This is a genomic window from Roseovarius sp. (genome assembly GCF_018066915.1).
Taxonomy (GTDB): domain Bacteria; phylum Pseudomonadota; class Alphaproteobacteria; order Rhodobacterales; family Rhodobacteraceae; genus Roseovarius.
In genome coordinates this window covers 1-22,280 of record NZ_JAGPVV010000145.1, presented here as the reverse complement: position 1 = coordinate 22,280, position 22,280 = coordinate 1, and the positions used below count along the sequence as shown (strand labels likewise).

General features: G+C 63.2%; 23 protein-coding genes. 15 read left to right on the top strand and 8 right to left on the bottom strand.

All coding sequences use genetic code 11. The annotated features are described in order from the left end of the window. Position 1 precedes the first annotated feature (1 nt). From nosZ to KBT70_RS07900, 6 genes are read left to right on the top strand one after another with little or no spacing between them, the layout of a single operon-like run. On the top strand, positions 2 to 1,954 hold the full coding sequence (gene nosZ / locus KBT70_RS07925) for a TAT-dependent nitrous-oxide reductase (protein WP_296630905.1): 1,953 nt from the start codon (positions 2 to 4) through the stop codon (positions 1,952 to 1,954). Positions 1,955 to 1,957: 3 nt separating this feature from the next. Continuing rightward, positions 1,958 to 3,292 carry a nitrous oxide reductase family maturation protein NosD gene (locus KBT70_RS07920; protein ID WP_296630902.1) on the top strand — a complete coding sequence of 445 codons (1,335 nt, stop codon included), beginning with the start codon at positions 1,958 to 1,960 and terminating at the stop codon, positions 3,290 to 3,292. Beyond that, the gene (locus KBT70_RS07915; RefSeq protein WP_296630899.1) at positions 3,261 to 4,154 is read left to right on the top strand and encodes an ABC transporter ATP-binding protein; all 894 of its coding nucleotides are present in this window, start codon (positions 3,261 to 3,263) and stop codon (positions 4,152 to 4,154) included. The genes KBT70_RS07920 and KBT70_RS07915 overlap by 32 nt, the downstream gene beginning before the upstream one ends. Beyond that, a complete protein-coding gene (locus KBT70_RS07910) occupies positions 4,151 to 4,984 on the top strand; it encodes an ABC transporter permease subunit (protein WP_296630896.1) in 834 nt (277 codons plus the stop codon). The genes KBT70_RS07915 and KBT70_RS07910 overlap by 4 nt, the downstream gene beginning before the upstream one ends. After that, the gene (locus KBT70_RS07905; RefSeq protein ID WP_296630894.1) at positions 4,981 to 5,553 is read left to right on the top strand and encodes a nitrous oxide reductase accessory protein NosL; all 573 of its coding nucleotides are present in this window, start codon (positions 4,981 to 4,983) and stop codon (positions 5,551 to 5,553) included. The genes KBT70_RS07910 and KBT70_RS07905 overlap by 4 nt, the downstream gene beginning before the upstream one ends. A gap of 1 nt (position 5,554) precedes the next feature. Next, positions 5,555 to 6,469: an FAD:protein FMN transferase gene (locus KBT70_RS07900; RefSeq protein WP_296630891.1), complete on the top strand. Its 915-nt coding sequence runs from the start codon at positions 5,555 to 5,557 to the stop codon at positions 6,467 to 6,469. A 7-nt stretch (positions 6,470 to 6,476) separates the two neighbouring features. On the opposite strand, the gene KBT70_RS07895 is transcribed toward KBT70_RS07900, so the two are convergent. Then, positions 6,477 to 6,935, bottom strand: coding sequence for a GatB/YqeY domain-containing protein (locus KBT70_RS07895; RefSeq protein WP_296630888.1), 459 nt, complete (start codon positions 6,933 to 6,935; stop codon positions 6,477 to 6,479). 162 nt (positions 6,936 to 7,097) lie between these two features. On the opposite strand from KBT70_RS07895, the gene carA reads away from it, so the two are divergent. Beyond that, the gene (carA, locus tag KBT70_RS07890) at positions 7,098 to 8,246 is read left to right on the top strand and encodes a glutamine-hydrolyzing carbamoyl-phosphate synthase small subunit (protein WP_296630885.1); all 1,149 of its coding nucleotides are present in this window, start codon (positions 7,098 to 7,100) and stop codon (positions 8,244 to 8,246) included. A 95-nt stretch (positions 8,247 to 8,341) separates the two neighbouring features. Beyond that, positions 8,342 to 10,273 (top strand): glycosyltransferase family 2 protein, encoded by a 1,932-nt coding sequence (locus KBT70_RS07885; RefSeq protein WP_296630881.1) that lies wholly within the window; start codon positions 8,342 to 8,344, stop codon positions 10,271 to 10,273. On the opposite strand, the gene KBT70_RS07880 is transcribed toward KBT70_RS07885, so the two are convergent. Continuing rightward, complete coding sequence (locus KBT70_RS07880) at positions 10,214 to 10,864, bottom strand: GntR family transcriptional regulator (protein ID WP_296630877.1); 651 nt, start codon at positions 10,862 to 10,864, stop codon at positions 10,214 to 10,216. The two genes, KBT70_RS07885 and KBT70_RS07880, sit on opposite strands and share 60 nt — an antisense overlap. A gap of 102 nt (positions 10,865 to 10,966) precedes the next feature. Here KBT70_RS07880 and KBT70_RS07875 point away from each other — a divergent pair, with 102 nt between their 5' ends. From KBT70_RS07875 to KBT70_RS07865, 3 genes are all read left to right on the top strand, one after another. Further along, the gene (locus tag KBT70_RS07875) at positions 10,967 to 11,611 is read left to right on the top strand and encodes a pyrimidine 5'-nucleotidase (protein WP_296630929.1); all 645 of its coding nucleotides are present in this window, start codon (positions 10,967 to 10,969) and stop codon (positions 11,609 to 11,611) included. 86 nt (positions 11,612 to 11,697) lie between these two features. After that, positions 11,698 to 11,916 (top strand): hypothetical protein, encoded by a 219-nt coding sequence (locus KBT70_RS07870; protein ID WP_296630875.1) that lies wholly within the window; start codon positions 11,698 to 11,700, stop codon positions 11,914 to 11,916. 32 nt (positions 11,917 to 11,948) lie between these two features. Beyond that, on the top strand, positions 11,949 to 13,151 hold the full coding sequence (locus KBT70_RS07865) for a UbiH/UbiF family hydroxylase (protein ID WP_296630872.1): 1,203 nt from the start codon (positions 11,949 to 11,951) through the stop codon (positions 13,149 to 13,151). Positions 13,152 to 13,154: 3 nt separating this feature from the next. On the opposite strand, the gene KBT70_RS07860 is transcribed toward KBT70_RS07865, so the two are convergent. The 3 genes from KBT70_RS07860 to KBT70_RS07850 form a co-directional block, all read right to left on the bottom strand. After that, positions 13,155 to 14,282 (bottom strand): aminotransferase class V-fold PLP-dependent enzyme, encoded by a 1,128-nt coding sequence (locus KBT70_RS07860; protein WP_296630868.1) that lies wholly within the window; start codon positions 14,280 to 14,282, stop codon positions 13,155 to 13,157. Positions 14,283 to 14,346: 64 nt separating this feature from the next. Further along, positions 14,347 to 14,805 carry an Lrp/AsnC family transcriptional regulator gene (locus tag KBT70_RS07855; protein ID WP_296630865.1) on the bottom strand — a complete coding sequence of 153 codons (459 nt, stop codon included), beginning with the start codon at positions 14,803 to 14,805 and terminating at the stop codon, positions 14,347 to 14,349. After that, complete coding sequence (locus KBT70_RS07850; RefSeq protein WP_296630862.1) at positions 14,802 to 15,257, bottom strand: Lrp/AsnC family transcriptional regulator; 456 nt, start codon at positions 15,255 to 15,257, stop codon at positions 14,802 to 14,804. The genes KBT70_RS07855 and KBT70_RS07850 overlap by 4 nt, the downstream gene beginning before the upstream one ends. A gap of 127 nt (positions 15,258 to 15,384) precedes the next feature. On the opposite strand from KBT70_RS07850, the gene ilvC reads away from it, so the two are divergent. Further along, complete coding sequence (gene ilvC, locus KBT70_RS07845; protein WP_296630859.1) at positions 15,385 to 16,407, top strand: ketol-acid reductoisomerase; 1,023 nt, start codon at positions 15,385 to 15,387, stop codon at positions 16,405 to 16,407. A 66-nt stretch (positions 16,408 to 16,473) separates the two neighbouring features. Continuing rightward, positions 16,474 to 17,391 (top strand): DMT family transporter, encoded by a 918-nt coding sequence (locus KBT70_RS07840; protein ID WP_296630856.1) that lies wholly within the window; start codon positions 16,474 to 16,476, stop codon positions 17,389 to 17,391. A 133-nt stretch (positions 17,392 to 17,524) separates the two neighbouring features. Here KBT70_RS07840 and folP read toward each other — a convergent pair whose 3' ends face one another. The 3 genes from folP to KBT70_RS07825 all read right to left on the bottom strand — a co-directional run bounded on the left by folP (position 17,525) and on the right by KBT70_RS07825 (position 19,470). Next, on the bottom strand, positions 17,525 to 18,535 hold the full coding sequence (gene folP / locus KBT70_RS07835) for a dihydropteroate synthase (RefSeq protein WP_296630853.1): 1,011 nt from the start codon (positions 18,533 to 18,535) through the stop codon (positions 17,525 to 17,527). Between the two features lie 78 nt (positions 18,536 to 18,613). Then, entirely contained in the window at positions 18,614 to 19,012 is a 399-nt protein-coding gene (locus KBT70_RS07830) for a DUF4864 domain-containing protein (RefSeq protein ID WP_296630851.1), read from the bottom strand. A gap of 53 nt (positions 19,013 to 19,065) precedes the next feature. Next, on the bottom strand, positions 19,066 to 19,470 hold the full coding sequence (locus KBT70_RS07825; RefSeq protein WP_296630848.1) for a cytochrome c: 405 nt from the start codon (positions 19,468 to 19,470) through the stop codon (positions 19,066 to 19,068). Between the two features lie 255 nt (positions 19,471 to 19,725). On the opposite strand from KBT70_RS07825, the gene fabF reads away from it, so the two are divergent. Further along, a complete protein-coding gene (fabF, locus tag KBT70_RS07820; protein ID WP_296630845.1) occupies positions 19,726 to 20,985 on the top strand; it encodes a beta-ketoacyl-ACP synthase II in 1,260 nt (419 codons plus the stop codon). Beyond that, positions 20,985 to 22,142 (top strand): endolytic transglycosylase MltG, encoded by a 1,158-nt coding sequence (mltG, locus tag KBT70_RS07815; protein ID WP_296630843.1) that lies wholly within the window; start codon positions 20,985 to 20,987, stop codon positions 22,140 to 22,142. Before fabF ends, mltG begins: the two co-directional genes overlap by 1 nt. Positions 22,143 to 22,280 lie beyond the last annotated feature (138 nt).

The following is a 22,280-nucleotide window of genomic DNA, read 5'->3' as shown; positions in this document are numbered from 1 at the left end:
CATGTCAACCGATGCCAAGAAAACCGGGATCAGCCGCCGGGGCCTGTTAGGGGCCACCGCCGGTGGCGCTGCGGCCCTTGGGGCCATGGGCGCCTCGCGCATGGCGCTGTTGGGCGGAGCCGCCGGTGTGGCGACCGCCGCAGCGACCGCTCCCACCCCGGCCACGGCTGCCGCAGCCTCATCGCATCTCGCGCCCGGCGAGTTGGATGAATATTACGGGTTCTGGTCCTCGGGCCAGACCGGCGAGGTGCGTATCCTCGGTATTCCGTCCATGCGCGAATTCATGCGGATTCCGGTGTTCAACCGCTGCTCTGCCACCGGCTGGGGCCAGACCAACGAGTCGATCAAGATCATGCGCGACGGCATGTCCGAGCGCACCAAGAACTACCTCGCTGCCAATGGCAAGAAGGTGCATGACAACGGCGACCTGCACCACGTCCACATGTCCTTTACCGAGGGCAAGTATGACGGGCGTTTCCTGTTCATGAACGACAAGGCCAACACCCGCGTCGCACGCGTCCGCCTCGATGTGATGAAGGCGGACAAAATCCTCGAAATTCCCAATGCCAAGGCCATCCATGGTCTGCGCCCGCAAAAATGGCCGCGCACCAACTATGTCTTTGCCAATGGCGAGGATGAGGGCCCAATGGTCAACGACGGCAAGATCCTCGATGATCCGTCGCAATATGTGAACTTCTACACCGCCATCGACGCCGACAAGATGGAAGTCGCATGGCAGGTGATGGTCTCGGGCAACCTTGACAACACCGATGCCGATTATGATGGCAAATATGCCTTCTCCACCTCCTACAATTCGGAAATGGGCATATCGCTGCCCGAGATGACGGAATCCGAGCGCGATCACGTCGTCGTCTTCAACCTTGCCGAAATCGAAAAGGGCATCGCGGCGGGCGATTTCATCGAGTTGAACGGCGTCAAGGTCGTGGACGGGCGCAAAGGACAGAACAAAGACTACACGCGCTATATCCCGGTGCCCAACAACCCGCATGGTTGCAACATGGCCCCCGACAAGATCCACCTCTGCATCGCGGGCAAACTGTCACCCACGGTGACGGTGATCGACGTGCGCAAACTCGACGCGGTGTTCTTTGACGGGGCCGATCCGCGCTCTGTCGTGGTGGCCGAGCCGGAATTGGGCCTCGGGCCGCTCCACACCGCCTTTGACGGCAAGGGCAATGCCCTGACCACGCTCTTTCTCGACAGTCAGATCGTCGTCTGGAACATCGAGGATGCGGTCAAGGCCTATGCGGGCGAAACCGTCGATCCGATCCGCTCCAAGGTGGATGTGCATTACCAGCCCGGCCACAACTCGACCTCGATGGGCGAGACGCTGGACGCGGATGGCAAATGGTTCATCTCGATGAACAAATTCTCCAAGGACCGGTTCCTGAACGTGGGCCCGCTCAAGCCCGAGAATGAACAGTTGTTCTCGATGGACGGCACCAACCTGACGCTCTTGCACGACAGCCCGACCTTTGCCGAACCGCATGACAGCATCATCGTCCACCGCTCTGTCGTGAACCCGCGCAACAACTGGGACCGCAACGATCCGATGTGGGCAGAGACCCGCGCGCAGGCCGAAAAGGACGGCGTCAATATCGACGAATGGACCGATACGATCATCCGCGACGGCAACAAGGTGCGCGTCTACATGTCGAGCGTGGCCCCCGCGTTCAGCATCGAGAGCTTTACCGTCACGGAAGGCGACGAGGTGACGGTGATCGTGACCAACCTCGATGATATCGACGATCTGACGCATGGGTTCTGCATGGGCGATCACGGCGTGGCGATGGAACTGGCACCGCAGGCCACCGCCTCGACCACCTTTGTCGCGGCCAAGCCAGGGGTCTACTGGTATTACTGCCAGTGGTTCTGCCATGCGCTGCACATGGAGATGCGCGGTCGTATGTTCGTCGAACCGAAAGGCGCCTGAGCCATGTTGCGCCTCTTTCTCAGCCTGATCCTGTTTCTCGGTGCGGCGACCCTTGTTGCTGCGGCGGAACGGCATGTTCCGGCAGAGACAGGGGCGCTTGCCACCGCCATCGCCGGGGCCATGCCCGGCGATGTGCTCACCCTCGCACCGGGCCAGCACGCAGGCCCGGTGACACTCGAGCATCCCATAACACTGAGCGGACAGGGCAAGGCCACCATTGACGCCGGCGGCACTGGCAGCGTGATCACCATCACCGGCAGCGATATCACCGTGCGCGGCCTTACCCTGACCGGATCGGGCAGCGACCATGACGCCATCGACAGTGGCGTGCAGATCACCCGGAGTGCGGCGCGCGTGCTGGTCGAGGATAACGACATCCTCGGCAATCTCTACGGGGTCGATGTGCATGGCCCCAAGGGTGCCACCGTGCGCGGCAACCGTATTGTCGGGCGCACGGATCACCATATGAACAGCCGGGGCAATGGCGTCTATGTCTGGAACGCGCCGGGCACGATCATCGAGGATAACGACATCCGTCTGGGTCGTGACGGTATTTTCGTGAATGCCTCCAACAATGGCATTTTCCGCCGCAACCTGATGCGCGACCTGCGTTTTGCGGTGCATTACATGTATGCCAACAATTCCGAGGTGTCGGGCAATATCTCGATCGGCAACACGCTTGGCTTTGCGCTGATGTTCTCGAACCGTATCACCGTGCATGACAATCTGAGCCTCGCAGATCACAGCCATGGATTGATGCTCAACTACGCCAACAACGCCGATATTCGCGGCAATCTGGTGCGCGGCGGCCCCGAGAAATGCACCTTCATCTACAACGCCCACCGCAACCTGATCTACGACAACCGCTTTGAGGGCTGCGATATCGGCATCCATTTTACCGCCGGATCGGAACACAACGCCATCACCGGCAATGCCTTTGTCGGCAACCGCACGCAGGTGAAATATGTGGGCACCAAGCATGTGGAATGGAGCCATGACGGGCGCGGCAACTACTGGTCGGACCATCCTGCCTTTGATCTGGATGGCGACGGCATCGCCGATGCCAGCTTTCGCCCCAATGACCTGATGGACCACATCCTGTGGTCGCAACCCGCCGCCAGCCTCTTGATGGGTGCACCCGCCGTGCAACTGATCCGCTGGAGCCAGAAACATTTTCCCGCCTCCCTGCCCGGCGGCGTGCTGGATAGCGCGCCCTTGATGCGGCCCGTCCGCGTGACGGTGCCAGACCACATCGCCGCGATGGAAGCACAAGCCATGACAGATGCGCGCAACAGAAAGACTAAAGATGACACGTTTGACCCTCTCGCAAGTCACTAAGCGCTACGATGGCGTGACCGCCCTCGACGCCGTGGGCTTTACCGTCGCCCCCGGCGAACGGGTGGCGCTCTTGGGCCACAACGGGGCGGGCAAATCCACCCTGATGAAGATCATCCTTGGCCTCATCCCCGCCACCTCTGGTCAGATCGAGGTATTGGGCACCGCCCCCGGCAGTCCGAGCGCCCGGGAGGGCACCGCCTATCTGCCGGAAAACGTGGCCTTTCACCCGGCCCTGACCGGTCTTGAGCAAATTCGCCTCTATCTGCGCCTGCGCGGCTGTGATCCGGAACAGGCGATGGCGCTGCTGGAACGCGTGGGCTTGGGCGACGCTGCCCGCCGTCGGATCGGCACCTATTCCAAGGGCATGCGCCAGCGGGTCGGCCTTGCACAGGCGCTGATCGGACAGCCCCGCCTTTTGATCCTCGACGAGCCCACGAGCGGCCTTGATCCTGTCTCGCGCCGCGAGTTCTACACTATCCTTGACGGTCTTGCCGCCGAGGGGGCCGCGATCCTGCTCTCGTCCCATGCCCTGACCGAGGTCGAGGCCCGCACCGACCGGATCGTGATCCTGTCCGGGGGGCGCCTCATGGCCAATGACACGCTCCACGCCTTGCGCCGTCAGGCTGCCCTGCCCATCCGGCTTCAGGTCTCGGCGCGTCCGGGGGCGGCGGATGAGGTGGCGGCGCACCTCGCAGGCGGGCGGCGCAATGGTGTGATGGTCGATCTGACCTGCGCCCATGACGAAAAACTGACGCGCCTTGGCCATATCGCCGCGATTCAGGACCTGATCGCGGATGTCGAGATCATCCCGCCCAGCCTCGAAGACCTCTACAGCCATTTCAGTCGGAGAGATGACCAATGACCGCCCTTATCCGCCCCGTTCTGGCCCTTGGGTTCACCGAATTCCGCATCGCTCTCCGCAACCGGTGGGTCACAATCACCGTGGTGCTGATGGCGCTCTTTGCCCTCGTCCTCTCCGCCGCAGGCAGCGCCCCCACGGGCGATGTGGGCGTGGATGCGCTCTCGGTCACAGTGGCCAGCCTCACATCGCTTGGCGTCTATCTGGTGCCGCTGATGGCGCTTTTGATGGCCTTTGACGCCGTGGCGGGCGAGGTCGAGCGCGGCACGCTCTCGCTCACGCTCACCTATCCGGTGTCACGCTCGGGCATCCTCTTGGGCAAGTTCGCGGCGCATCTGGCGGTGCTGACGATTGCCGTGGGTGCAGGCTATGGGCTGGCTGCCATCACAGCTCTTGCAACCGACCCCGAGGCGGTGACGGGCCTGCCCGCGCTCCTGCGGCTCTTCTGGTCTTCGATCCTCTTGGGCGCGGTGTTTCTCGCCTTGGGCTATGCGCTCTCGTCCATCGCGCGGCGTCCGGGAACAGCGGCAGGGCTTGCCATTGGCGTCTGGCTTGCCCTCGTGGTGCTCTACGATCTGGGCCTCTTGGCGGCCGTGGTGGCCGATAACGGCGGGGCGTTTACCACCCGCGCCCTGCCATGGCTCCTCTTGGCCAATCCCGCCGACGCCTTTCGCCTCTATAACCTTGCCGCCTCCGAGGCGACAGCAGCGGCCTCTGGCCTTGGTGGCGCGGCGCAGACCATTCCGGCAGCGCATGCCCTGATCTCGGTCCTGCTCTGGCCAATTGCAGCCTTTGGACTGGCGGTCGCAGCCTTGCGGAGGGTCACGCCATGAAATGGCTTCCCCTTCTCTTCTTGGCCATCGCCCTTGCGGCCTGCAAGGAAGAGGTGGCGACACGCCCCGACCCGGTGTCCCTCACGGCCGAAGCCGTTGGCCATTACTGTCAGATGGACCTGCTCGAACATCCCGGCCCCAAGGCGCAGGTGCATCTTGAGGGCTTGGATCACCCGCTCTTTTTCAGTCAGGTGCGCGACGCCATCGCCTATCAGCGCATGCCCGAACAGAGCCACGCGATCACCGCTATCTACGTCAACGATATGGCCGTCGCCGCCAGTTGGGAGCATCCCGGCGCCGAGAACTGGATCGACGCCACGGCGGCGCATTATGTCATCGGCTCGGATGCGACGGGCGGCATGGACGCGCCGGAACTGGTGCCTTTCCTCACCGCCCAAGACGCCACCGCATTTGCAGAGGCGCGCGGCGGGCATGTCCTGAGGCTGGCAGAGGTGGCGGATGCCGATGTGCTCTCGGCCGTGCCGATCGTCACCAGCACCACGGACCGCGCCGAAGAGGACGATTTCGAGGCACGGCTCAACCAACTGTCCCGTGAAAGGCAGAACTGACATGACCCTCTCTCGCCGCCGTTTCCTGAGCATCTCCGCCGCAACGCTCGCCTTTGCGCCTTCCGCTCAGGCCACGCCACTTTATCGCTGGCAGGGCACCGCACTTGGCGCGCGCGCCACGATCACGCTCAGCCATCCTGCGGCGGAGCGGATCACCAAGAGCGCCCGCGCCGAGATTGAACGGCTGGAACAGGTCTTCAGCCTCTATCGCGCGACCTCTGCGCTCAGCCAACTCAACGCCACCGGTCATCTCGACGCGCCGCCTTTCGAGTTGCTGGATTGCCTGTCTCTGGCCGCTGCCGCGCACCGCGCCACGGCTGGGCTCTTTGACCCAAGCGTGCAACCGCTCTGGGATCTCTACGCCCGCAGCTACAGCGCGGGCCATGCCCCCGCAGAGGCTGACATCGCCACCGCCCGCGCCTATGGAACATGGGCCGATCTGCGCTATGATGCCGATGCCATCTCCCTGCGCCCCGGCATGGCGCTCACGCTCAATGGCATCGCACAGGGCTATATCGCGGACCGCATCGCCCATCTCTTGCAGGCCGAAGGCCTGAGCGAGATCCTGATCGACACCGGCGAATTGCGCGCCCTTGGTGGCAATCCGCAGGGCGGTGACTGGCCGGTGACGCTCGACGCGCCCGACCGCCCGCAAATCGGGCTGCGCGACCGCGCTCTGGCCTCCTCCGCGCCTTTGGGCACCGTCTTTGATGCAGACGCCACAGCAGGCCATATCCTCGATCCCCGGACCGGCAAACCCGCGACGGCACGCTGGCACCTCATAAGCGTCACCGCCGAGAGCGCGGCCATCGCCGACGCCCTCAGCACCGCCATGTGCCTGATGTCGCCCGAAGAGATTGCAACCACCCAAGCCGCCATAGCGGGCGCAAAGGTGGTGCATCTGGCCTCAGCCTAGGTGGCCTTCAGCCCAGTCGGGCCTTGACCTGCGGTCCGACTGCGCCGAAATCCATCTGGCCCGCGTGCCGCTCCTTGAGCTTGCCCATGATCTTGCCCATGTCGCGGATCGTGCTGGCACCGACATCGGCAATCGCCTTGTCGATGGCCGCAGCGATTTCGTCTTCGGCCAACTGACGCGGCAGGAATTCCTCGATCACGCGGATCTCGTCGCGTTCGCGCTCTGCCAGATCAAGCCGTCCGCCCTCTTCATAGGCGCGCACACTCTCGTTGCGCTGCTTGGTCATCTTGGCGAGAATGGCCATGATTTCCGCGTCACCGACTGGGGTCGCCCCGTCCGCGCTGCGCCCGGCAATCTCCTGATCCTTGATGGCCGCATTGATGAGACGCAAGGTCGCCAACCGGCTCGCCGCCTTGTCGCGCATCGCCTGTTTGAGGGCCTGATCGACCCGTGACCGCAGTTCCATTCCGTTTCATCCCCATGATCTTCACAAGAGAGAGAGCCTAACGCCAAGCGCCCGCGATGGCAACCGCCGTGCAAGCCGCCCGCTGCCGCGATCTGACCCTTGACCCGACCCCGCCCCCCCCGTAGGTATGCGCAAATTTGCCCGAGCCGGAGACTCGCCCCCATGGCCCAAGCGTCCACCCCCCGCCCGACCGCCTGCCTTGCCCTTGCTGATGGCTCGCTGTTCTATGGCTACGGGTTCGGCGCGGTCGGCGTGACCACCGCAGAGCTGTGCTTCAACACCGCGATGACCGGCTATCAAGAGATCATGACCGATCCCAGCTATGCCGGGCAGATCGTGACCTTCACCTTTCCGCATATCGGCAACACCGGCGTCAACATCGAGGATGACGAAACCGCCGAACCGGTGGCCGAAGGCATGGTCGTGAAATGGGACCCGACCGAGCCGAGCAGCTGGCGCGCGCAGGAACATCTGATCAGCTGGCTGACGCGGCGGGGCCGCATCGCGATTGGTGGCATCGACACCCGCCGCCTGACCCGCGCGATCCGTCAGCAGGGTGCGCCGCATGTCGCCCTCGCCCATGACCCCGAGGGCAAATTCGATGTCGAGGCTCTGGTGGCGCGTGCGCGCGCCTTTGCCGGGCTCGAAGGCATGGATCTGGCCAAGGATGTGACCTGCGCGCAATCCTATCGTTGGGATGAAATGCGGTGGGCTTGGCCCGAAGGCTATGTCCGCCAGACCGATGCGCGGCACAAGGTTGTCGCGGTGGATTACGGTGCCAAGCGCAATATCCTGCGCTGCCTTGCCAGTGCCGGTTGCGATGTGACCGTTCTGCCCGCAAGCGCCACCGCCGAGGATGTGCTGGCCCATTCGCCCGATGGCGTGTTCCTGTCCAACGGCCCCGGCGATCCGGCGGCGACAGGCAAATATGCCGTGCCGATGATTCAGGGTGTTCTGAACGCGGGGCTGCCGGTCTTTGGCATCTGCCTTGGGCACCAGATGCTGGCGCTCGCCCTTGGGGCGCAGACCATCAAGATGAACCACGGTCACCACGGCGCCAATCATCCGGTCAAGGATCTGGAGACCGGCAAGGTCGAGATCACGTCGATGAACCATGGGTTCGCCGTCGATAGCCAGACCCTGCCCGCCGGTGTGGTCGAGACGCATGTCTCGCTCTTCGATGGGTCGAACTGTGGCATCCGGATCAAGGACCGCCCGGTGTTTTCGGTCCAGCACCACCCCGAAGCAAGCCCCGGTCCGCAGGACAGTTTCTACCTCTTCGAGCGGTTCGCGGCCTCGATGGCCAAATAACCACCAAGAATCCTGCACCTGTTAACCTGTCGTTAAAACATCGTTAACCAAGCGCGCGATAGCCTTCCCGCAACCGCACTGGGAAGGGTCGCGACATGGGGATTTCCGAACTGCGTCACATGGGGGCACGTGGCCTTGGTGCGCGCGTGCCCATCAACCCGCTGGGGCGTGAATTGGTGCGCGCCGGCGCGATCAGCCGCCGGGATGCGACGCTCGCGGAAATGGTGCGGCGGCATTGCGATACCTCACTTGATCGCATCCTTCAGGCCGAAGGGCTGGCCACCGAAGACGACCTGCTCGAAGCCCACGCCCGCCGCCTTGCAAGCAAGCGGCTCAGCGCCGAAGATCTGGCGCGCGCAGAGATACCCGAGACAGGTGTCGATCCGCGTCTCCTGCTCAAACATGGCGTGCTGCCGCTCGTCTCTGCATCGGGCGCACCGGTTCTGGCGACGGGCGGGCCTGAGAGCCTTGCCGCGCTGCGCCCCGCCCTGCCCTATACGCTCGAGCGCGCGCGCGCAGTGATGGCCCCGCGCCATGCGATCCAAGACCGCATCGCGGCAGAGCACCGCGACCTCCTGCGTGCCATGGCCGAGGCGCGGGTGCCCGAAATCGAGAGTTGCCGCACTTGGGGCGGCACCATGAACCGCCGCCTTCGGCTGACGCTCATCGCCCTTGCGGTCATCGTGGCGCTGAGCCTCGCCTTTCCGGTGGCGGTATTCGGCGTCTTTGCCTTTTGGGCCTGTTTCACACTCGTTGTCTCTGCCGGGCTCAAGATCGCGGCCTATGTGGCGCAGACCTCTGCCCGGCCCATATCACCACCCACCACCGCCCCGGCACAACCCCTGCCCAAGGTGTCGATCCTCGTGCCACTCTTTCGCGAGACCGAGATTGCTCATGCGCTGATTGCCCGGCTGAGCCGTCTCACCTATCCGAAATGTCTGCTCGATGTGATCCTCGTGCTCGAGGAAGAGGATGCGCTGACCCGTCAGACACTGGCGGGCATTGACCTGCCCCCTTGGGTGCGGCCCGTGATCGTGCCCGATGGCAAACCACGCACCAAGCCGCGCGCGATGAATTACGCGCTCGATTTCTGTCAGGGCGACATCATCGGCATTTTCGATGCCGAAGACGCGCCCGAGGCGGATCAGATCACCCTCATCGCCCGCCGGTTTCAACAGGTCCCGCGCGAGGTGGCCTGTCTTCAAGGCATTCTCGACTATTACAATCCCACGCAGAATTGGCTCGCGCGGTGTTTCACCATCGAATACGCCACTTGGTTTCGCACCCTGATGCCGGGCATGGCGCGGTTGGGGCTGGCCATCCCCTTGGGGGGCACCACGCTCTACTTCCGCCGCGACGTGCTCGAGGAATTGGGCGGGTGGGATGCGCATAACGTGACCGAGGATGCCGATCTGGGCTTTCGCCTTGCACGGCACGGGTATCGAACAGAGATGATCCATACCGTGACCGAAGAAGAGGCCAATTGCCGCGCTTGGCCTTGGATCAAGCAGCGCTCCCGCTGGCTTAAGGGCTATATGACCACCTATCTGGTGCATATGCGACGACCGAGATTGCTATATCAGCAACTTGGGCCGCGCAAGTTCTGGGGGTTTCAGGCGCATTTTGTCTCGGCGCTCTCGCAATTTCTGCTGGCGCCGTTCCTGTGGTCCTTTTGGCTGGTGCTGTTTGGCCTGCCGCATCCGCTCGACCCGGTGCTGCCGCATGGGGTGCTGGTGGGGTTGGGCAGCCTCTTTCTGATGGTCGAGGTTCTGAATATCTGCATCCACATGGCCTCGGTGTCAGGGCCCCGCCACCGGCACCTGATGGCTTGGGCCCCGACAATGCATTTCTACACGCCGCTCGGGGCGATTGCCGCCTACAAGGCGCTTTACGAGCTGGTCTTCAAGCCGTTCTTTTGGGACAAGACCACCCATGGCCTCTCGGTCGCGGCCCGAGGGCGGCGGATCTCAGACGGTGGATTTGACCTCTCCGGAATCAAGCTTGAGCCGGGTCACAAAGGCCTTTGAGATGTGGTCGCGCAGGGCTTGTGCCGCACCTGCGCTGTCATGCGATTCAATGGCTGCGACGATCGCATCGTGTTCGCGCAGCGCATCCTCATCCCGACCGACCGCCGCCAAGGACGTGGTTGCCAAGAGGGCCATCGAGCGATGCACAAGATCAAGCTGCTGCACCAGAAAGCGGTTGTGAGAAGCCAGGTGAATCTGCTTGTGAAACCGCCGGTTGGCGCGCGCGAGTTCCACCGGCTTGCCCAAGAGTGCGCGATCATCCTCGACCATATCACGCAACACGCGCACCTCTTCGGGCGTAGCATGGCGCGCGGCCAGCTCTGCTGCCAGCCCCTCCAATTCGGCGCGCACCACGTAAAGCTCTGCCAGCTGGTTGTAATCCAGCGAGGACACGATCAGGCTGCGCCCATCCCGGGTGAGCATGGATTGCGTCTCGAGCCGTTGCAGAGCCTCGCGGATGGGCGTGCGCGACACGCCAAAGCGTTCGGCCAGATCGCTCTCGACCAGACGGTCGCCGGGCTTGAAGATGCCAACGTCTATCGCTTCCAGAATGAGCGAATAGGCATCTGTAGGGGGCGGTTTCATCAGCATGTCCGTTTCTTATGTCTATTGGTGGGGAACCTTACGCGCTTTGGGCGCGGGATCAAGCCTTGGGCGATTGCACGCGATGTCGCGCCCGCCTATATCTGCGCCATGCCCAAGCCCGATTTCACCCATATCCGCACCTGGGTCTTTGACCTCGACAACACGCTCTATCCGCCATCGGCGCGTCTCTTCGATCAGATCGAGGCGCGGATGACGCGGTTCGTGATGGACATGCTGCGCGTGACCCATGCCGAGGCGGATCGGTTGCGCCATCATTACTGGCGCGAGCATGGCACGACGCTGGCGGGGCTAATGCGGCTGCATGATCTTGATCCCGGTCCCTATCTTGCGGCGGTGCATGACATTTCGCTCGATCAACTGGTGCCGGACGCCGCGCTCAACACCGCCATTCGCGCGCTGCCGGGGCGCAAGATCGTTTATACCAACGGCTCTGCCCCCTATGCCGAGCGGGTGATCGCAGCGCGCGGGCTGGCGGGGGCGTTTGATGCGGTGTACGGCGTGGAACATGCGGGCTACCGCCCCAAGCCCGAACCCGAAGCATTCCAAGCCATCCTGACACAGGACCAGAGCGCCCCCACGACAGCGGCGATGTTCGAGGATGAACCGCGCAATCTCGCGGCCCCGCATGCCATGGGGATGCGCACCGTGCATGTGGCCCCGGACCGGATCGAGGCGGATCATATTCACCACCACACCGATGATCTGGGCGGGTTTTTAATGCGGCTGGTCTGAGCGCTGCGGCGTTACGTCCCTTTGAAGGCGGGGACCGGGACATATTTATGCAGGGCAAGATTCATCTTTGATCCATGAGGCCCGACATGACCGCGACCACAGCCCCCGCCGATGCCAAACACGCCGCCGCCAAGAGCCATGATCCCGACGCGGCCGCCGTTGGCCCGATCCTGCTGAGCGTGGCGGTTTTTCTGGCCGGATGGGCCACAAGCATTGTGCTCTGGGGCATTCCGGGGCTTTATATCCCCGCACTGGCCCTTGTGCCGGTGATCTGGGTGATGCTGATCCTGATTTCACGGGGCTGAGCAGGCGCTCGCCCCTTTCGGAGGCTCTGAGAATGGCGCAGGCGGAGTATGACATCGTGGTCTCGGGCGGCGGTGTGGCCGGTCTGACGGCGGCTGCGGTTTTTGGCAGCGCGGGGTTTTCCGTGCTCTGCGTCGATCCCGCCCCGCCTGTCACCGCCCGCGATGCGGATGGCTCGGACCTGCGCACAACGGCGTTCTTGCAGCCCGCGCAGGCGCTTTTGGATCGGGCCGGTCTCTGGGCGCGGCTGGCCCCGCATGCCACTGATTTGCAAGTGATGCGGATCGTCGATGCAGGCGGCGAGGTCCCCGAACCGCGGGTCGTGCGCGAGTTCAACGCCAGCGACATTTCCGAGCGTCCCTTTGGTTGGAACCTGCCCAACTGGCTCTTGCGGCGCGAGATGGTCGCGCATCTGGACAGCCTGCCCTCGGTCACGTTCAAGCCCGGCACCGGCACCCGCACGCTCTTTACCCGCGAGGCCGAGGCGCGCGTGGGGCTAAGTGATGGCACCCGCGTGCGCTGCCGCTTGGTCATCGCCGCCGACGGGCGCAACTCTCCTATCCGTGTAGCAGCGGGGATTGAGGTGAAAACAACACGTTATGGGCAAAAGGCGCTTGCCTTTGCCGTGACGCACCCAATCCCGCATGACAATGTCTCGACCGAAATTCACCGCTCTGGCGGGCCTTTCACCCTTGTGCCGCTGCCCGATCACGAGGGGCGGCCCTCTTCGGCGATCGTCTGGATGGAAGAGGGGCCAGAGGTGGCGCGCCTCGCGGCTCTGCCCGTGCCCGAATTCGAGGCCATGATGAACGCGCGCTCCTGCCACCTCTTTGGCCCTCTGACGCTGGCCTCGCGCCGAACCGTCTGGCCGATCATCAGCCAAGTGGCCACGCGTATGACTTCTGAGCGTGTGGCGCTTGTGGCCGAGGCCGCGCATGTGGTGCCGCCGATTGGCGCGCAGGGCCTCAACATGTCATTGGGCGATATGCGGGTATTGCTGGAACTGGCCGAGGCGAACCCGGAGCGCTTGGGCGACCGCCAGATGCTCGACACCTACCATCGCCGCAGGCATCTGGAGGTGCAGGCGCGCGTGACGGGGATCGACCTTCTCAACCGCGCCTCGATGCTGAGCGCGCAGCCTCTGCGGGATGCGCGCGCACAGGCGCTGAGCGCAATCTATTCGCTGGCCCCGGTGCGCAAGACCCTGATGCAGATGGGCCTTGGCGCGCGGGGGTAAGGCTCAGAGCACCTTATCAAGCACCGTTTCCAGCCGCTTGAGCGCGGCGGGCACATCATAGAGCTTATCAAGACCAAAGAGCCCGAGACGGAAGGTGCGAAAGCCCTCGGGCTCGCCCACTTGCAGCGGCACGCCTGCGGCAATCTGCATGCCCTCTGCCATGAATTTCTTGCCGTTCTGAATGTCGGGGTCGCTGGTATAGCTGACCACAACGCCGGGCGCACCAAAGCCCTCGGCGGCGACTGACATCACGCCGCGCGCGGCCAGCATGGCGCGCACACCATTGCCCAACTCCCATTGTGCATCGCGCAGACGCTCGAACCCATAATCGCGGGTCTCGATCACCGTATCCCGGAACCCGCGCAGCGCATCGGTCGGCATGGTCGCGTGATAGGCATGGCCGCCATTTTCATAAGCCTGCATGATCGCACGCCATTTCTTGAGATCGAGCGCGAAACTGTCCGACGTCGTTTCTTCCAACCGCGCCACTGCACGGGCCGAGAGCATCACCAGACCGGCGGAGGGAGAGGCCGACCAGCCCTTTTGCGGCGCGGAAATCAGCACATCGACGCCCGTGGCGCGCATATCGACCCAAGCACAACCCGAAGCGATGCAATCGAGCACCAAGAGCGCGCCCACCTCATGCGCGGCATCGGCCAAGGCCGTGATATAGTCATCCGGCAGGATCAGACCGGCCGAGGTTTCCACATGCGGGGCAAAGACCACATCGGGCTTGGATTCATGAATTTTCTCCACAACCTCTTCGATGGGCGCAGGCGCAAAAGGCGTGGTCGCCCCATTGCCGGTTTGCCGCGCCATGCAGACCGTGGTCTCGGAGGTGAACTGACCCGCGTCGAATATCTGGCTCCAGCGAAAGGAAAACCAGCCGTTGCGCACGACCAGCGCATGCGCGCCGCGCCCGAATTGCCGCGCCACGGACTCCATCGCGTAAGAGCCCCCACCCGGCACAAGCGCCACGGCATCGGCGGCATAGACATCCCGTAACATGGATGAAATGTCGCGCATAACCTCTTGAAAAGAGGCAGACATATGGTTGAGCGAGCGGTCGGTGAACACCACCGAGTATTCCAGCAGGCCATCGGGATCGACATGGTCGAGCAGGGCAGTCATGGGATGTCTCCTCTATCTTGCGGGCAAGATGGCGCGGGACGGCCCATAAGTCCAGTGCGTCACGTCAGCCGATTGGCCCCGGACGGCGTTCCTCGCTCAAGAGCACATTGGCCTCGACATCGCCCACCCCCGGCAAGGTCATGATCCGGCGGCGCAAAACCCGCTCGAAATCGGAAATGTCGCGGGCCACGACGCGCAGGCGATAGTCGTAAAGGCCCAGGATATGCTCGACCGTCTGCACCTCGGGGATGGCGCTCACGGCCCGTTCGAAATCCTCAAGGCTGACGCGGCCCTTGGTGGCCAGCTTGACACCAAGGAAAACCGTGACCCCGAAACCCAGCTTTTCATGATCCAATTCAAGACGTTGCCCCTTGATCACCCCGGTCTCGCGCAGGCGTTGCAGGCGTCGCCATGTGGCGGGCTGTGACAGGCCAAGGGCGCGGCCTATGGCGCTTGCCGATTGGGTGGCGTCGCGCACCAGCTCGCGCAGGATCAGACGGTCGGTGGTATCAAGCTCGATCACAGCGGCAACACCTCGTCGGATTTGATCCGCGCCACATGCATCAGCGCCTCGATATCGGCGATATGCGGCAGGGTCAGGATGGCGCTGCGATAGAGCTGTTGATAATGCGCCATGTCACGGGCAATGACCGAGAGGCGCAGATCGACACGGCCTAGAAATGTCTGAATTTCAATGACTTCCGGCACGTTTCTTGCGGCGTCGATGAACTCGTCAAAGGCGCGCGCCTGCGTCTTGTCCAGCGTGATGCGCAAGGACACCTCGACCTCATAGCCAAGCGCGCGCCAGTCGATCACGGCGCGGTTGGCGCGGATCACGCCCTCTTGCAGCATCCGCTCCAAACGGCGGGCACAGGTGGCAGGGGTCACACCTGCCCGCTCTGCCAGATCAGCGGCCCCGAGGGCGGGGGCATGTTGATAGTGGCGCAGGATGCGGCGGTCGGTATCGTCGAGCATGATTTTTGCCATATTTTCGAATATCAAGAATGATTACTCTGAAAATCCCACGAAATAAACCGAAATCACCAGTCTCTCTCTGCACATCCTGCCTATGATGCCCCCATCAACCGAAGAGGAGAACGCCATGCGCGTCTATTACGATCGTGACTGCGACATCAACCTGATCAAGGACAAGAAAGTCGCCATTCTGGGCTATGGCAGCCAGGGCCATGCCCACGCCCTTAACCTGCGGGATTCAGGCGCAAAAAACCTTGTCGTGGCGCTGCGCGAAGGGTCGAAATCGGCACGCAAGGCCGAGGCAGAAGGCCTCAAGGTCATGGGCATCGCCGAAGCGGCGGCCTGGTGCGACCTGATGATGTTCACCATGCCCGACGAATTGCAGGGCGAAACCTATCGCAAATATGTGCATGACAACATTCGTCCCGGTGCGGCGATTGCCTTTGCCCATGGCCTCAACATCCATTTCGGCCTGATCGAGCCGAAAGAGGGCGTGGACGTCATCATGATGGCACCCAAGGGCCCCGGCCACACGGTGCGCGGTGAATATGTCAAGGGCGGCGGCGTGCCCTGCCTTGTGGCGGTCAACAATGATGCGTCTGGCAAGGCGTTGGAAATCGGGCTTTCCTACTGCTCGGCCATCGGTGGCGGTCGCTCGGGGATCATCGAGACCAACTTCCGTGAAGAGTGCGAAACCGACCTCTTCGGCGAGCAGGCGGTGCTCTGTGGTGGCCTCGTGGAACTCATCCGCATGGGCTTTGAGACGCTGGTTGAGGCGGGCTATGCCCCTGAAATGGCTTACTTTGAGTGCTTGCACGAAGTGAAGCTGATCGTCGATCTGATCTATGAAGGCGGCATCGCCAACATGAACTATTCGATCTCGAACACGGCGGAATATGGCGAGTATGTCAGCGGGCCGCGGGTTCTGCCCTATGAGCAGACCAAGAAAGAGATGAAGGCCATTCTGCGCGACATTCAGACCGGCAAGTTCGTGCGTGACTTCATGCAGGAGAATGCCGTGGGCCAGCCCTTCTTCAAGGGGACGCGCCGGATGAACGACGCGCATCAGATCGAAGAGGTCGGCCAGAAGCTGCGCGCCATGATGCCGTGGATTTCCGCAGGCAAGCTGGTGGATCAAAGCAAGAACTGAACCCATTGAAATCTAACGCGAAAGGGCATCCCTTTGGGGTGCCCTTTTTTGTCTGAGGGCCAAACCATGCAAGAGATTTCCACGCTCAACTGGCTGAGGATCGGTGCTTTGGGCATGATCTGGGGGGCGTCCTTCATGTTCGTCTCGGTCGCCTTGACCGGGGTGGGGCCGTTCTTTCTGGCCGCTGTGAGGATTGTCTTGGGGGCGGGGTTTCTGCTCTGTCTGCTGCGGTTGAAGGGGCGGAAATTGCCGCCTTTGGGCGGTGTCGAGGGGCGGCGCATCTGGCAATTCGCCTTGGTTATGGCGTTGTTTTCAAATGTATTTCCCTTCATCCTCTTGTCATGGGCGCAGCAATCCGTGGCGTCGGGATTTGCCGGGGTGTGCATGGCGGCGGTGCCGCTCTTGATCCTACCCTTGGCGCATTTTCTGGTCCCCGGAGAGCGGATGAGTTTGCGGCGGTTGGTGGGATTTGTCCTTGGGACCGTGGGCGTTGTGGTGTTGATCGGGCCAGAAGCCTTCACATCGACCGGTAAGGATATGGAATCCTTGGCAAGATTGGCCTGCCTCGGGGCGGCTGGGGGCTATGCGATTGGCTCGATTGCCACGAGATTGTCGCCGGAGGTGGACCGGTTATCGCTCTCTGCCCTCGTGTTGATGCTGGCGGCGGGGATCATTGTGCCTTTGGCGCTGGCGGTCGAGGGATTGCCTAGTGCTTTGAATATAAAGAGCTTATTGGCGTTGCTTTATCTTGGCATTCTGCCGACCGGCGTGGCGCAAATCCTGCTGGTGCAGGTCAACCGCGAGGCGGGACCGAGTTTCTTTAGCCTTGTCAATTACATGGTGCCGGTCTGGTCGGTGATCCTTGGCGCGCTCGTGCTCTCAGAGGCGTTGCCGCCGAGTTTGCTGGCGGCGATGACGCTGATTCTGGTGGGTGTCGGTCTGAGCCAATGGGGGGCGTTGCGGCGGGTCTTTGGCGCAAGGTGACCCTTACAAAGCTTACGAATTCCCCCCGGATTTTGTAAGGTCCCTCCCCCATCGTGCCGCTCAATCAGGATTTGGTAAGAAACTGGCCGCAATCTGTGGACAAGTCACGATCCAAACGCCGGTTTCGACAAGCCTAGGATCGCGGCGCGGCAAGGGTCGCACGCCAGAGGTCGAGCGCGGCGCGGGTTTCAGCCACGTCATGCACGCGCAGGATTTGCACCCCCTGCGCCACGCCGCCCAAGGCCACGGCCAGAGAGCCGGGGATACGGTCGGCGGCCACGGGGGTGCGGCTGATGTCGCCGATGAAGCGCTTGCGCGAGGCACCAAGGAGGACGGGACAGCCGAGGCTGTGAAAGAGCGAGAGGTTTTGCAAGAGGGTGAGGTTATGCGCGACCGTCTTGCCGAAACCTATGCCGGGGTCGGTCACAACGCGCGCGCGGGGGATGCCGAGGGCGACAAGCGCCTCGATCCGCGCGGCGAGCCAGTCGTAGACATCGAGCAGCACATGATCATAGCGCGGGTCTTGCTGCATGGTTTCGGGCGAGCCTTGGGCGTGCATCACGCAGACCGGCAGAGCATGGGTGGCAGCATAGGGGCCAAGGGCAGGATCATAGGTAAAGCCCGCCACATCATTGATGAGATTGGCCCCCGCCGCATGGGCGGCCTGCGCCACGGGGGCCTTGCGGGTGTCGATGGAAATGGGCGTCGTGATGCCGGCGCGCAGGGCCGAAATGACCGGGGCGGTGCGGGCGATTTCATCCTCGATCGGCACGGGGGCGGCACCGGGGCGGGTGGATTCGCCGCCCACGTCCAAAATCGCGGCCCCGTCGGCGGCCATCTGACGGGCATGGGCAAGGGCCACTTCGGGATCGAAATGCTGGCCACCGTCGGAAAAGCTGTCGGGGGTCACGTTGAGGATGCCCATGATCTGCGGCGCGGCCATATCGAGCGTGGCAATCGGCGCGCGGGGCGTGGTGAGCGCATGCAGCGCCTCGGTCGGCAGGTCCGCGGCAGGCATGAGGTAGGACGGGGCATCCCGTTCCAGCACCTCGACCGTATCGAACCAGCACCAGCCGCCCGCGAGGGTCAGCGCACCGGCGGGGCGTGCGGGATCGGTGCGGGGGATGGGGCGGTAATAGGGCATGGGCGGCCTCGGGGACAGAGCAGGGTCAGGCCGGGGAGGTAAGCGGGCGCGCCTCTGCGGTCAAGGCCGCGTGCAGGCTCAGACGCTGGCGTCGGGCGCGGGGCGCACCGTCACGCCGTTGATGCGCCAGCCCTCGGGTGTCTCGATCATCTCGTAATCCACGATCCAGCCTGCCCCCGCTGCATCCATAACGCGCACCCCCTGCCAGAGCCGCCCGGCAATGTCGCGCATTTCAAGAAAGGTCACATCGGAGGGGCGCCAGACCATCGGATAGCCGTCGCGTACCATGGCGCCAAATTGCTCGGGCGTGCCGAATTTCTGCTGGATGAAAGGGCTGGCATAGGAATAGGCGCGGGTCACATCCTGTGCCAGAAACGCCTCGATCTGCGCTGCGATGACGGCCTGCGCGTCCTGATCGGCGCGCAGGGGGGCAGCAAGACCAAGCATAAGGATCAACGACAGAATGATAGAGCGCATTGCACACCTCCCGCTGCGAGAAAGCTAGCCCCCTCTGCCCTTACGTCAAGCCATCAGGGTTTTTGCAGCGTTTCGAGATAGGCCACCAGATCGACAACCGGTTGGCTGGTCAGGATGGTCTGGCCGCGCTCGGTCTGGAGGCCGACGTCGCGATCCTCGAAGAAGCTGCCATAGATCGGCATCGGACTGCCGTGCGAGACCAGCGGATCACGCCCGTCGATGCGGCGCACAACCCGCTCGACCGGGAAATGGCCGTTATTGGTGGATTTGAGTGCCGTGAGATCGGTGGGCAGCAGCGTCAGCACCGCCCGCATCGGGCCAAAGCCGGTGCCGTCAATCCCGTGGCAGGCGGCGCAATAGCGCTCAAAGGTCTGGGTTCCGGCCCGGATGTCCTGGGCTTGGGTGGGAGAGGTCAGGATGAGACTAGCCAATATCACCATCGAGAATGTCGCGCGCATGAGAGGTCTCCTTGCTGTGTGAATGGGCTGCGTGATTGGGCAGTTTGAGTGACGTGGTCCTCTATATCACATGCGGCGCGCCCCCTGCGCCTTGATCGGGATCAACCGGCGAAATTACGGTGTTACGCCCGAGGGCAATCGGGGCCGGTGGCAGGCCCTTGCGCGTCCCCGTGCGCACAACGGTGCGATGCTCTTGCCCCTTGGGGCAAAGCCGGGGTAAGAGCAGCAAAAGCGCAATAAGGGAAGGGCAGCATCATGCGGCGTGTCGTTGTCACAGGTCTGGGTCTCGTGACCCCGCTGGCTGATGGGGTTGAGCTGACCTGGAGCCGTCTTTTGGCGGGGAAATCCGGGGCGGGAACCATCATCCGCTTTGACCCGGTTAATGTGGTGACGAAATATGCCTGCCAGATCCCCTTGGGTGATGGCACCGATGGCACCTTTCACTCTGATAAGTACATGGAGCCGAAAGAGCGCCGCAAGGTTGACGATTTCATCCTCTATGGCATTGCCGCAGCCCAGCAGGCGGTCGAGGATTCAGGCTGGATGCCCGAGGATGAGGCCGCGCGCGAGCGCACCGGCGTGATGCTGGGATCGGGCATCGGCGGGCTGCGCTCGATCGAAGAGACAGCGGGCATCATCCGCGAAAAGGGTGTGCGGCGGGTGTCGCCGTTCTTTATCCCCGGCGCGCTGATCAACCTGATCTCGGGTCAGGTGAGCATTCGCTATGGTTTCAAAGGCCCGAACCATTCGGTCGTGACCGCCTGCGCCACCGGCGCGCATGCGATTGGCGATGCGGCGCGGCTCATTCAATGGGGCGACGCGGATGTGATGGTGGCGGGCGGGGCCGAAGCCTCGATCTGCGAAATCGGGATTGCCGGGTTCAACGCCTGCAAGGCGCTCTCGACCAAGCGCGCGGATGATCCGCAGGCCGCAAGCCGCCCCTATGACGTGGACCGCGACGGGTTTGTCATGGGCGAAGGCGCGGGCGTCGTCGTACTTGAGGAATACGAGCATGCCAAGGCGCGGGGCGCGAAAATCTATGCCGAGATTCTGGGCTATGGTCTGTCGGGGGATGCCTATCACATCACCGCCCCGGCCGAGAATGGCGATGGCGGGTTCCGCGCCATGCAGGCGGCGCTGAACCGTGCCGGGCTCAGCCCGTCGGATATTGATTACGTCAACGCGCATGGCACCTCGACCATGGCCGATACCATCGAATTGGCGGCGGTCGAGCGGCTCTTGGGCAATGCGGCGGCGAATGTGACGATGAGTTCGACGAAATCCTCGGTTGGGCATCTCTTGGGTGCTGCGGGCGCTGTCGAGGCGATCTTTTGCATTCTGGCGATCCGCGATCAGGTGGCCCCGCCGACGATCAATCTCGACAATCCCGCGGTGGAAACCCCGCTTGATCTGGCCCCGAACGTCAAACGCGAGCGCAAGATCGACGTGGCGCTCTCGAACAGCTTTGGCTTTGGCGGCACCAATGCGGCGCTGATTGTCGGGAAGCCGCGCTGATGTGGCGACACATCGTTTCAAATTTCCTGACGCTGCTGGTGGTGGCGGTGTTTCTGCTTGGCGGCGTGATCCTCTGGGGGCAGCAGCAATATTCGGCGCGCGGTCCCTTGTCGGATGCGATCTGTCTGCGGGTTGATCCCGGCAGCACGATGCGGCGCGTGTCATCGAAACTGGAGACCGAGGGCGCGGTCAGCAGCGGCGCGATTTTCCGCATCGGCGCGGAATATTCCGAAAAGGACGCGCTGCTCAAGGCCGGAAGCTGGCTCATCCCCGAGGGGGCGAGCATGGCCGAGATTACCGATCTCATCACCAAGGGCGGCGCCAGCACCTGTGGCACCGAGGTTGTTTACCGCTTGGGCGTGACCAGCGCCGAGGTGGTGGTGCGCGAGCTTGATGCCGCCACCGGGCGCTATGAGGAGCGGGCCAAGTTCGATCCCACCGCCGAGGGCGAGGTTCCGGCAGAGTTTACGCAAGTGCGCGAGCAGGCCGATACGCGGTATCGCGTGGCCTTGGCCGAAGGGGTCACAAGCTGGCAGGTGGTCGAGGGGCTGAAGGCGGTCGATGTCTTGACCGGCGAGGTGGCCGAGGTGCCGCCCGAGGGCACGCTGGCGCCTGACAGCTACGAGGTGCGCGCCGGTGATACGCGCGAGAGCGTGCTCACCCGCATGAGCGAGGCGCAGGCGGTCATTCTGGCAGCGGCCTGGGAGGGGCGCGCCGAGGGGCTGCCGCTGCAATCGGCGCAAGAGGCGCTGATCCTCGCGTCGATCATCGAGAAGGAAACCGGCGTTGCGGATGAGCGGCGGCAGGTGGCGAGCGTGTTCGTCAACCGGCTCAATCGCGGCATGCGGCTCCAGACCGACCCGACGGTGATTTACGGCGTGACCGAGGGTAAGGGTGTGTTGGGCCGTGGTCTGCGGCAGAGCGAATTGCGCGGCGCGACGCCGTGGAATACCTATGTGATCGAGGGGCTGCCGCCCACGCCCATCGCCAATCCGGGCCGCGCCAGCATCGAGGCGGCGGTGAACCCGGATAGCACGGATTATGTGTTCTTCGTGGCCGATGGCTCTGGGGGCCATGCCTTTGCCGAGACGTTGGAAGAGCACAACCGCAACGTCGCCCGCTGGCGCGAGATCGAAGCGGAGCGCGGGAATAATTGAGGGGGGGAAGCTCTGAGGTCTTGTCCCCCACAGCCGACGCCATTTTGCACGCTATGGAAAATTTGCGCTAATCCCCCTTGTATTCTATTGAAATCAGCGGGATAGGCACTTCAGCCTGTCGGAGTTGGTAGGTATTCA

Coding starts and splice junctions, on each gene's coding strand:
- KBT70_RS07910 (WP_296630896.1), top strand. CDS start 4,151: ATGACCGCCCTTATCCGCCCCGTTCTGGCCCTTGGGTTCACCGAATTC.
- KBT70_RS07920 (WP_296630902.1), top strand. CDS start 1,958: ATGTTGCGCCTCTTTCTCAGCCTGATCCTGTTTCTCGGTGCGGCGACC.
- KBT70_RS07825 (WP_296630848.1), bottom strand. CDS start 19,470: ATGCGCGCGACATTCTCGATGGTGATATTGGCTAGTCTCATCCTGACC.
- mltG (WP_296630843.1), top strand. CDS start 20,985: ATGTGGCGACACATCGTTTCAAATTTCCTGACGCTGCTGGTGGTGGCG.
- folP (WP_296630853.1), bottom strand. CDS start 18,535: ATGCCCTATTACCGCCCCATCCCCCGCACCGATCCCGCACGCCCCGCC.
- KBT70_RS07850 (WP_296630862.1), bottom strand. CDS start 15,257: ATGCTCGACGATACCGACCGCCGCATCCTGCGCCACTATCAACATGCC.
- fabF (WP_296630845.1), top strand. CDS start 19,726: ATGCGGCGTGTCGTTGTCACAGGTCTGGGTCTCGTGACCCCGCTGGCT.
- KBT70_RS07840 (WP_296630856.1), top strand. CDS start 16,474: ATGCAAGAGATTTCCACGCTCAACTGGCTGAGGATCGGTGCTTTGGGC.
- KBT70_RS07915 (WP_296630899.1), top strand. CDS start 3,261: ATGACACGTTTGACCCTCTCGCAAGTCACTAAGCGCTACGATGGCGTG.
- KBT70_RS07880 (WP_296630877.1), bottom strand. CDS start 10,864: ATGCTGATGAAACCGCCCCCTACAGATGCCTATTCGCTCATTCTGGAA.
- KBT70_RS07895 (WP_296630888.1), bottom strand. CDS start 6,935: ATGGAACTGCGGTCACGGGTCGATCAGGCCCTCAAACAGGCGATGCGC.
- KBT70_RS07885 (WP_296630881.1), top strand. CDS start 8,342: ATGGGGATTTCCGAACTGCGTCACATGGGGGCACGTGGCCTTGGTGCG.
- KBT70_RS07870 (WP_296630875.1), top strand. CDS start 11,698: ATGACCGCGACCACAGCCCCCGCCGATGCCAAACACGCCGCCGCCAAG.
- KBT70_RS07830 (WP_296630851.1), bottom strand. CDS start 19,012: ATGCGCTCTATCATTCTGTCGTTGATCCTTATGCTTGGTCTTGCTGCC.
- KBT70_RS07865 (WP_296630872.1), top strand. CDS start 11,949: ATGGCGCAGGCGGAGTATGACATCGTGGTCTCGGGCGGCGGTGTGGCC.
- nosZ (WP_296630905.1), top strand. CDS start 2: ATGTCAACCGATGCCAAGAAAACCGGGATCAGCCGCCGGGGCCTGTTA.
- ilvC (WP_296630859.1), top strand. CDS start 15,385: ATGCGCGTCTATTACGATCGTGACTGCGACATCAACCTGATCAAGGAC.
- KBT70_RS07905 (WP_296630894.1), top strand. CDS start 4,981: ATGAAATGGCTTCCCCTTCTCTTCTTGGCCATCGCCCTTGCGGCCTGC.
- KBT70_RS07900 (WP_296630891.1), top strand. CDS start 5,555: ATGACCCTCTCTCGCCGCCGTTTCCTGAGCATCTCCGCCGCAACGCTC.
- carA (WP_296630885.1), top strand. CDS start 7,098: ATGGCCCAAGCGTCCACCCCCCGCCCGACCGCCTGCCTTGCCCTTGCT.
- KBT70_RS07875 (WP_296630929.1), top strand. CDS start 10,967: ATGCCCAAGCCCGATTTCACCCATATCCGCACCTGGGTCTTTGACCTC.
- KBT70_RS07860 (WP_296630868.1), bottom strand. CDS start 14,282: ATGACTGCCCTGCTCGACCATGTCGATCCCGATGGCCTGCTGGAATAC.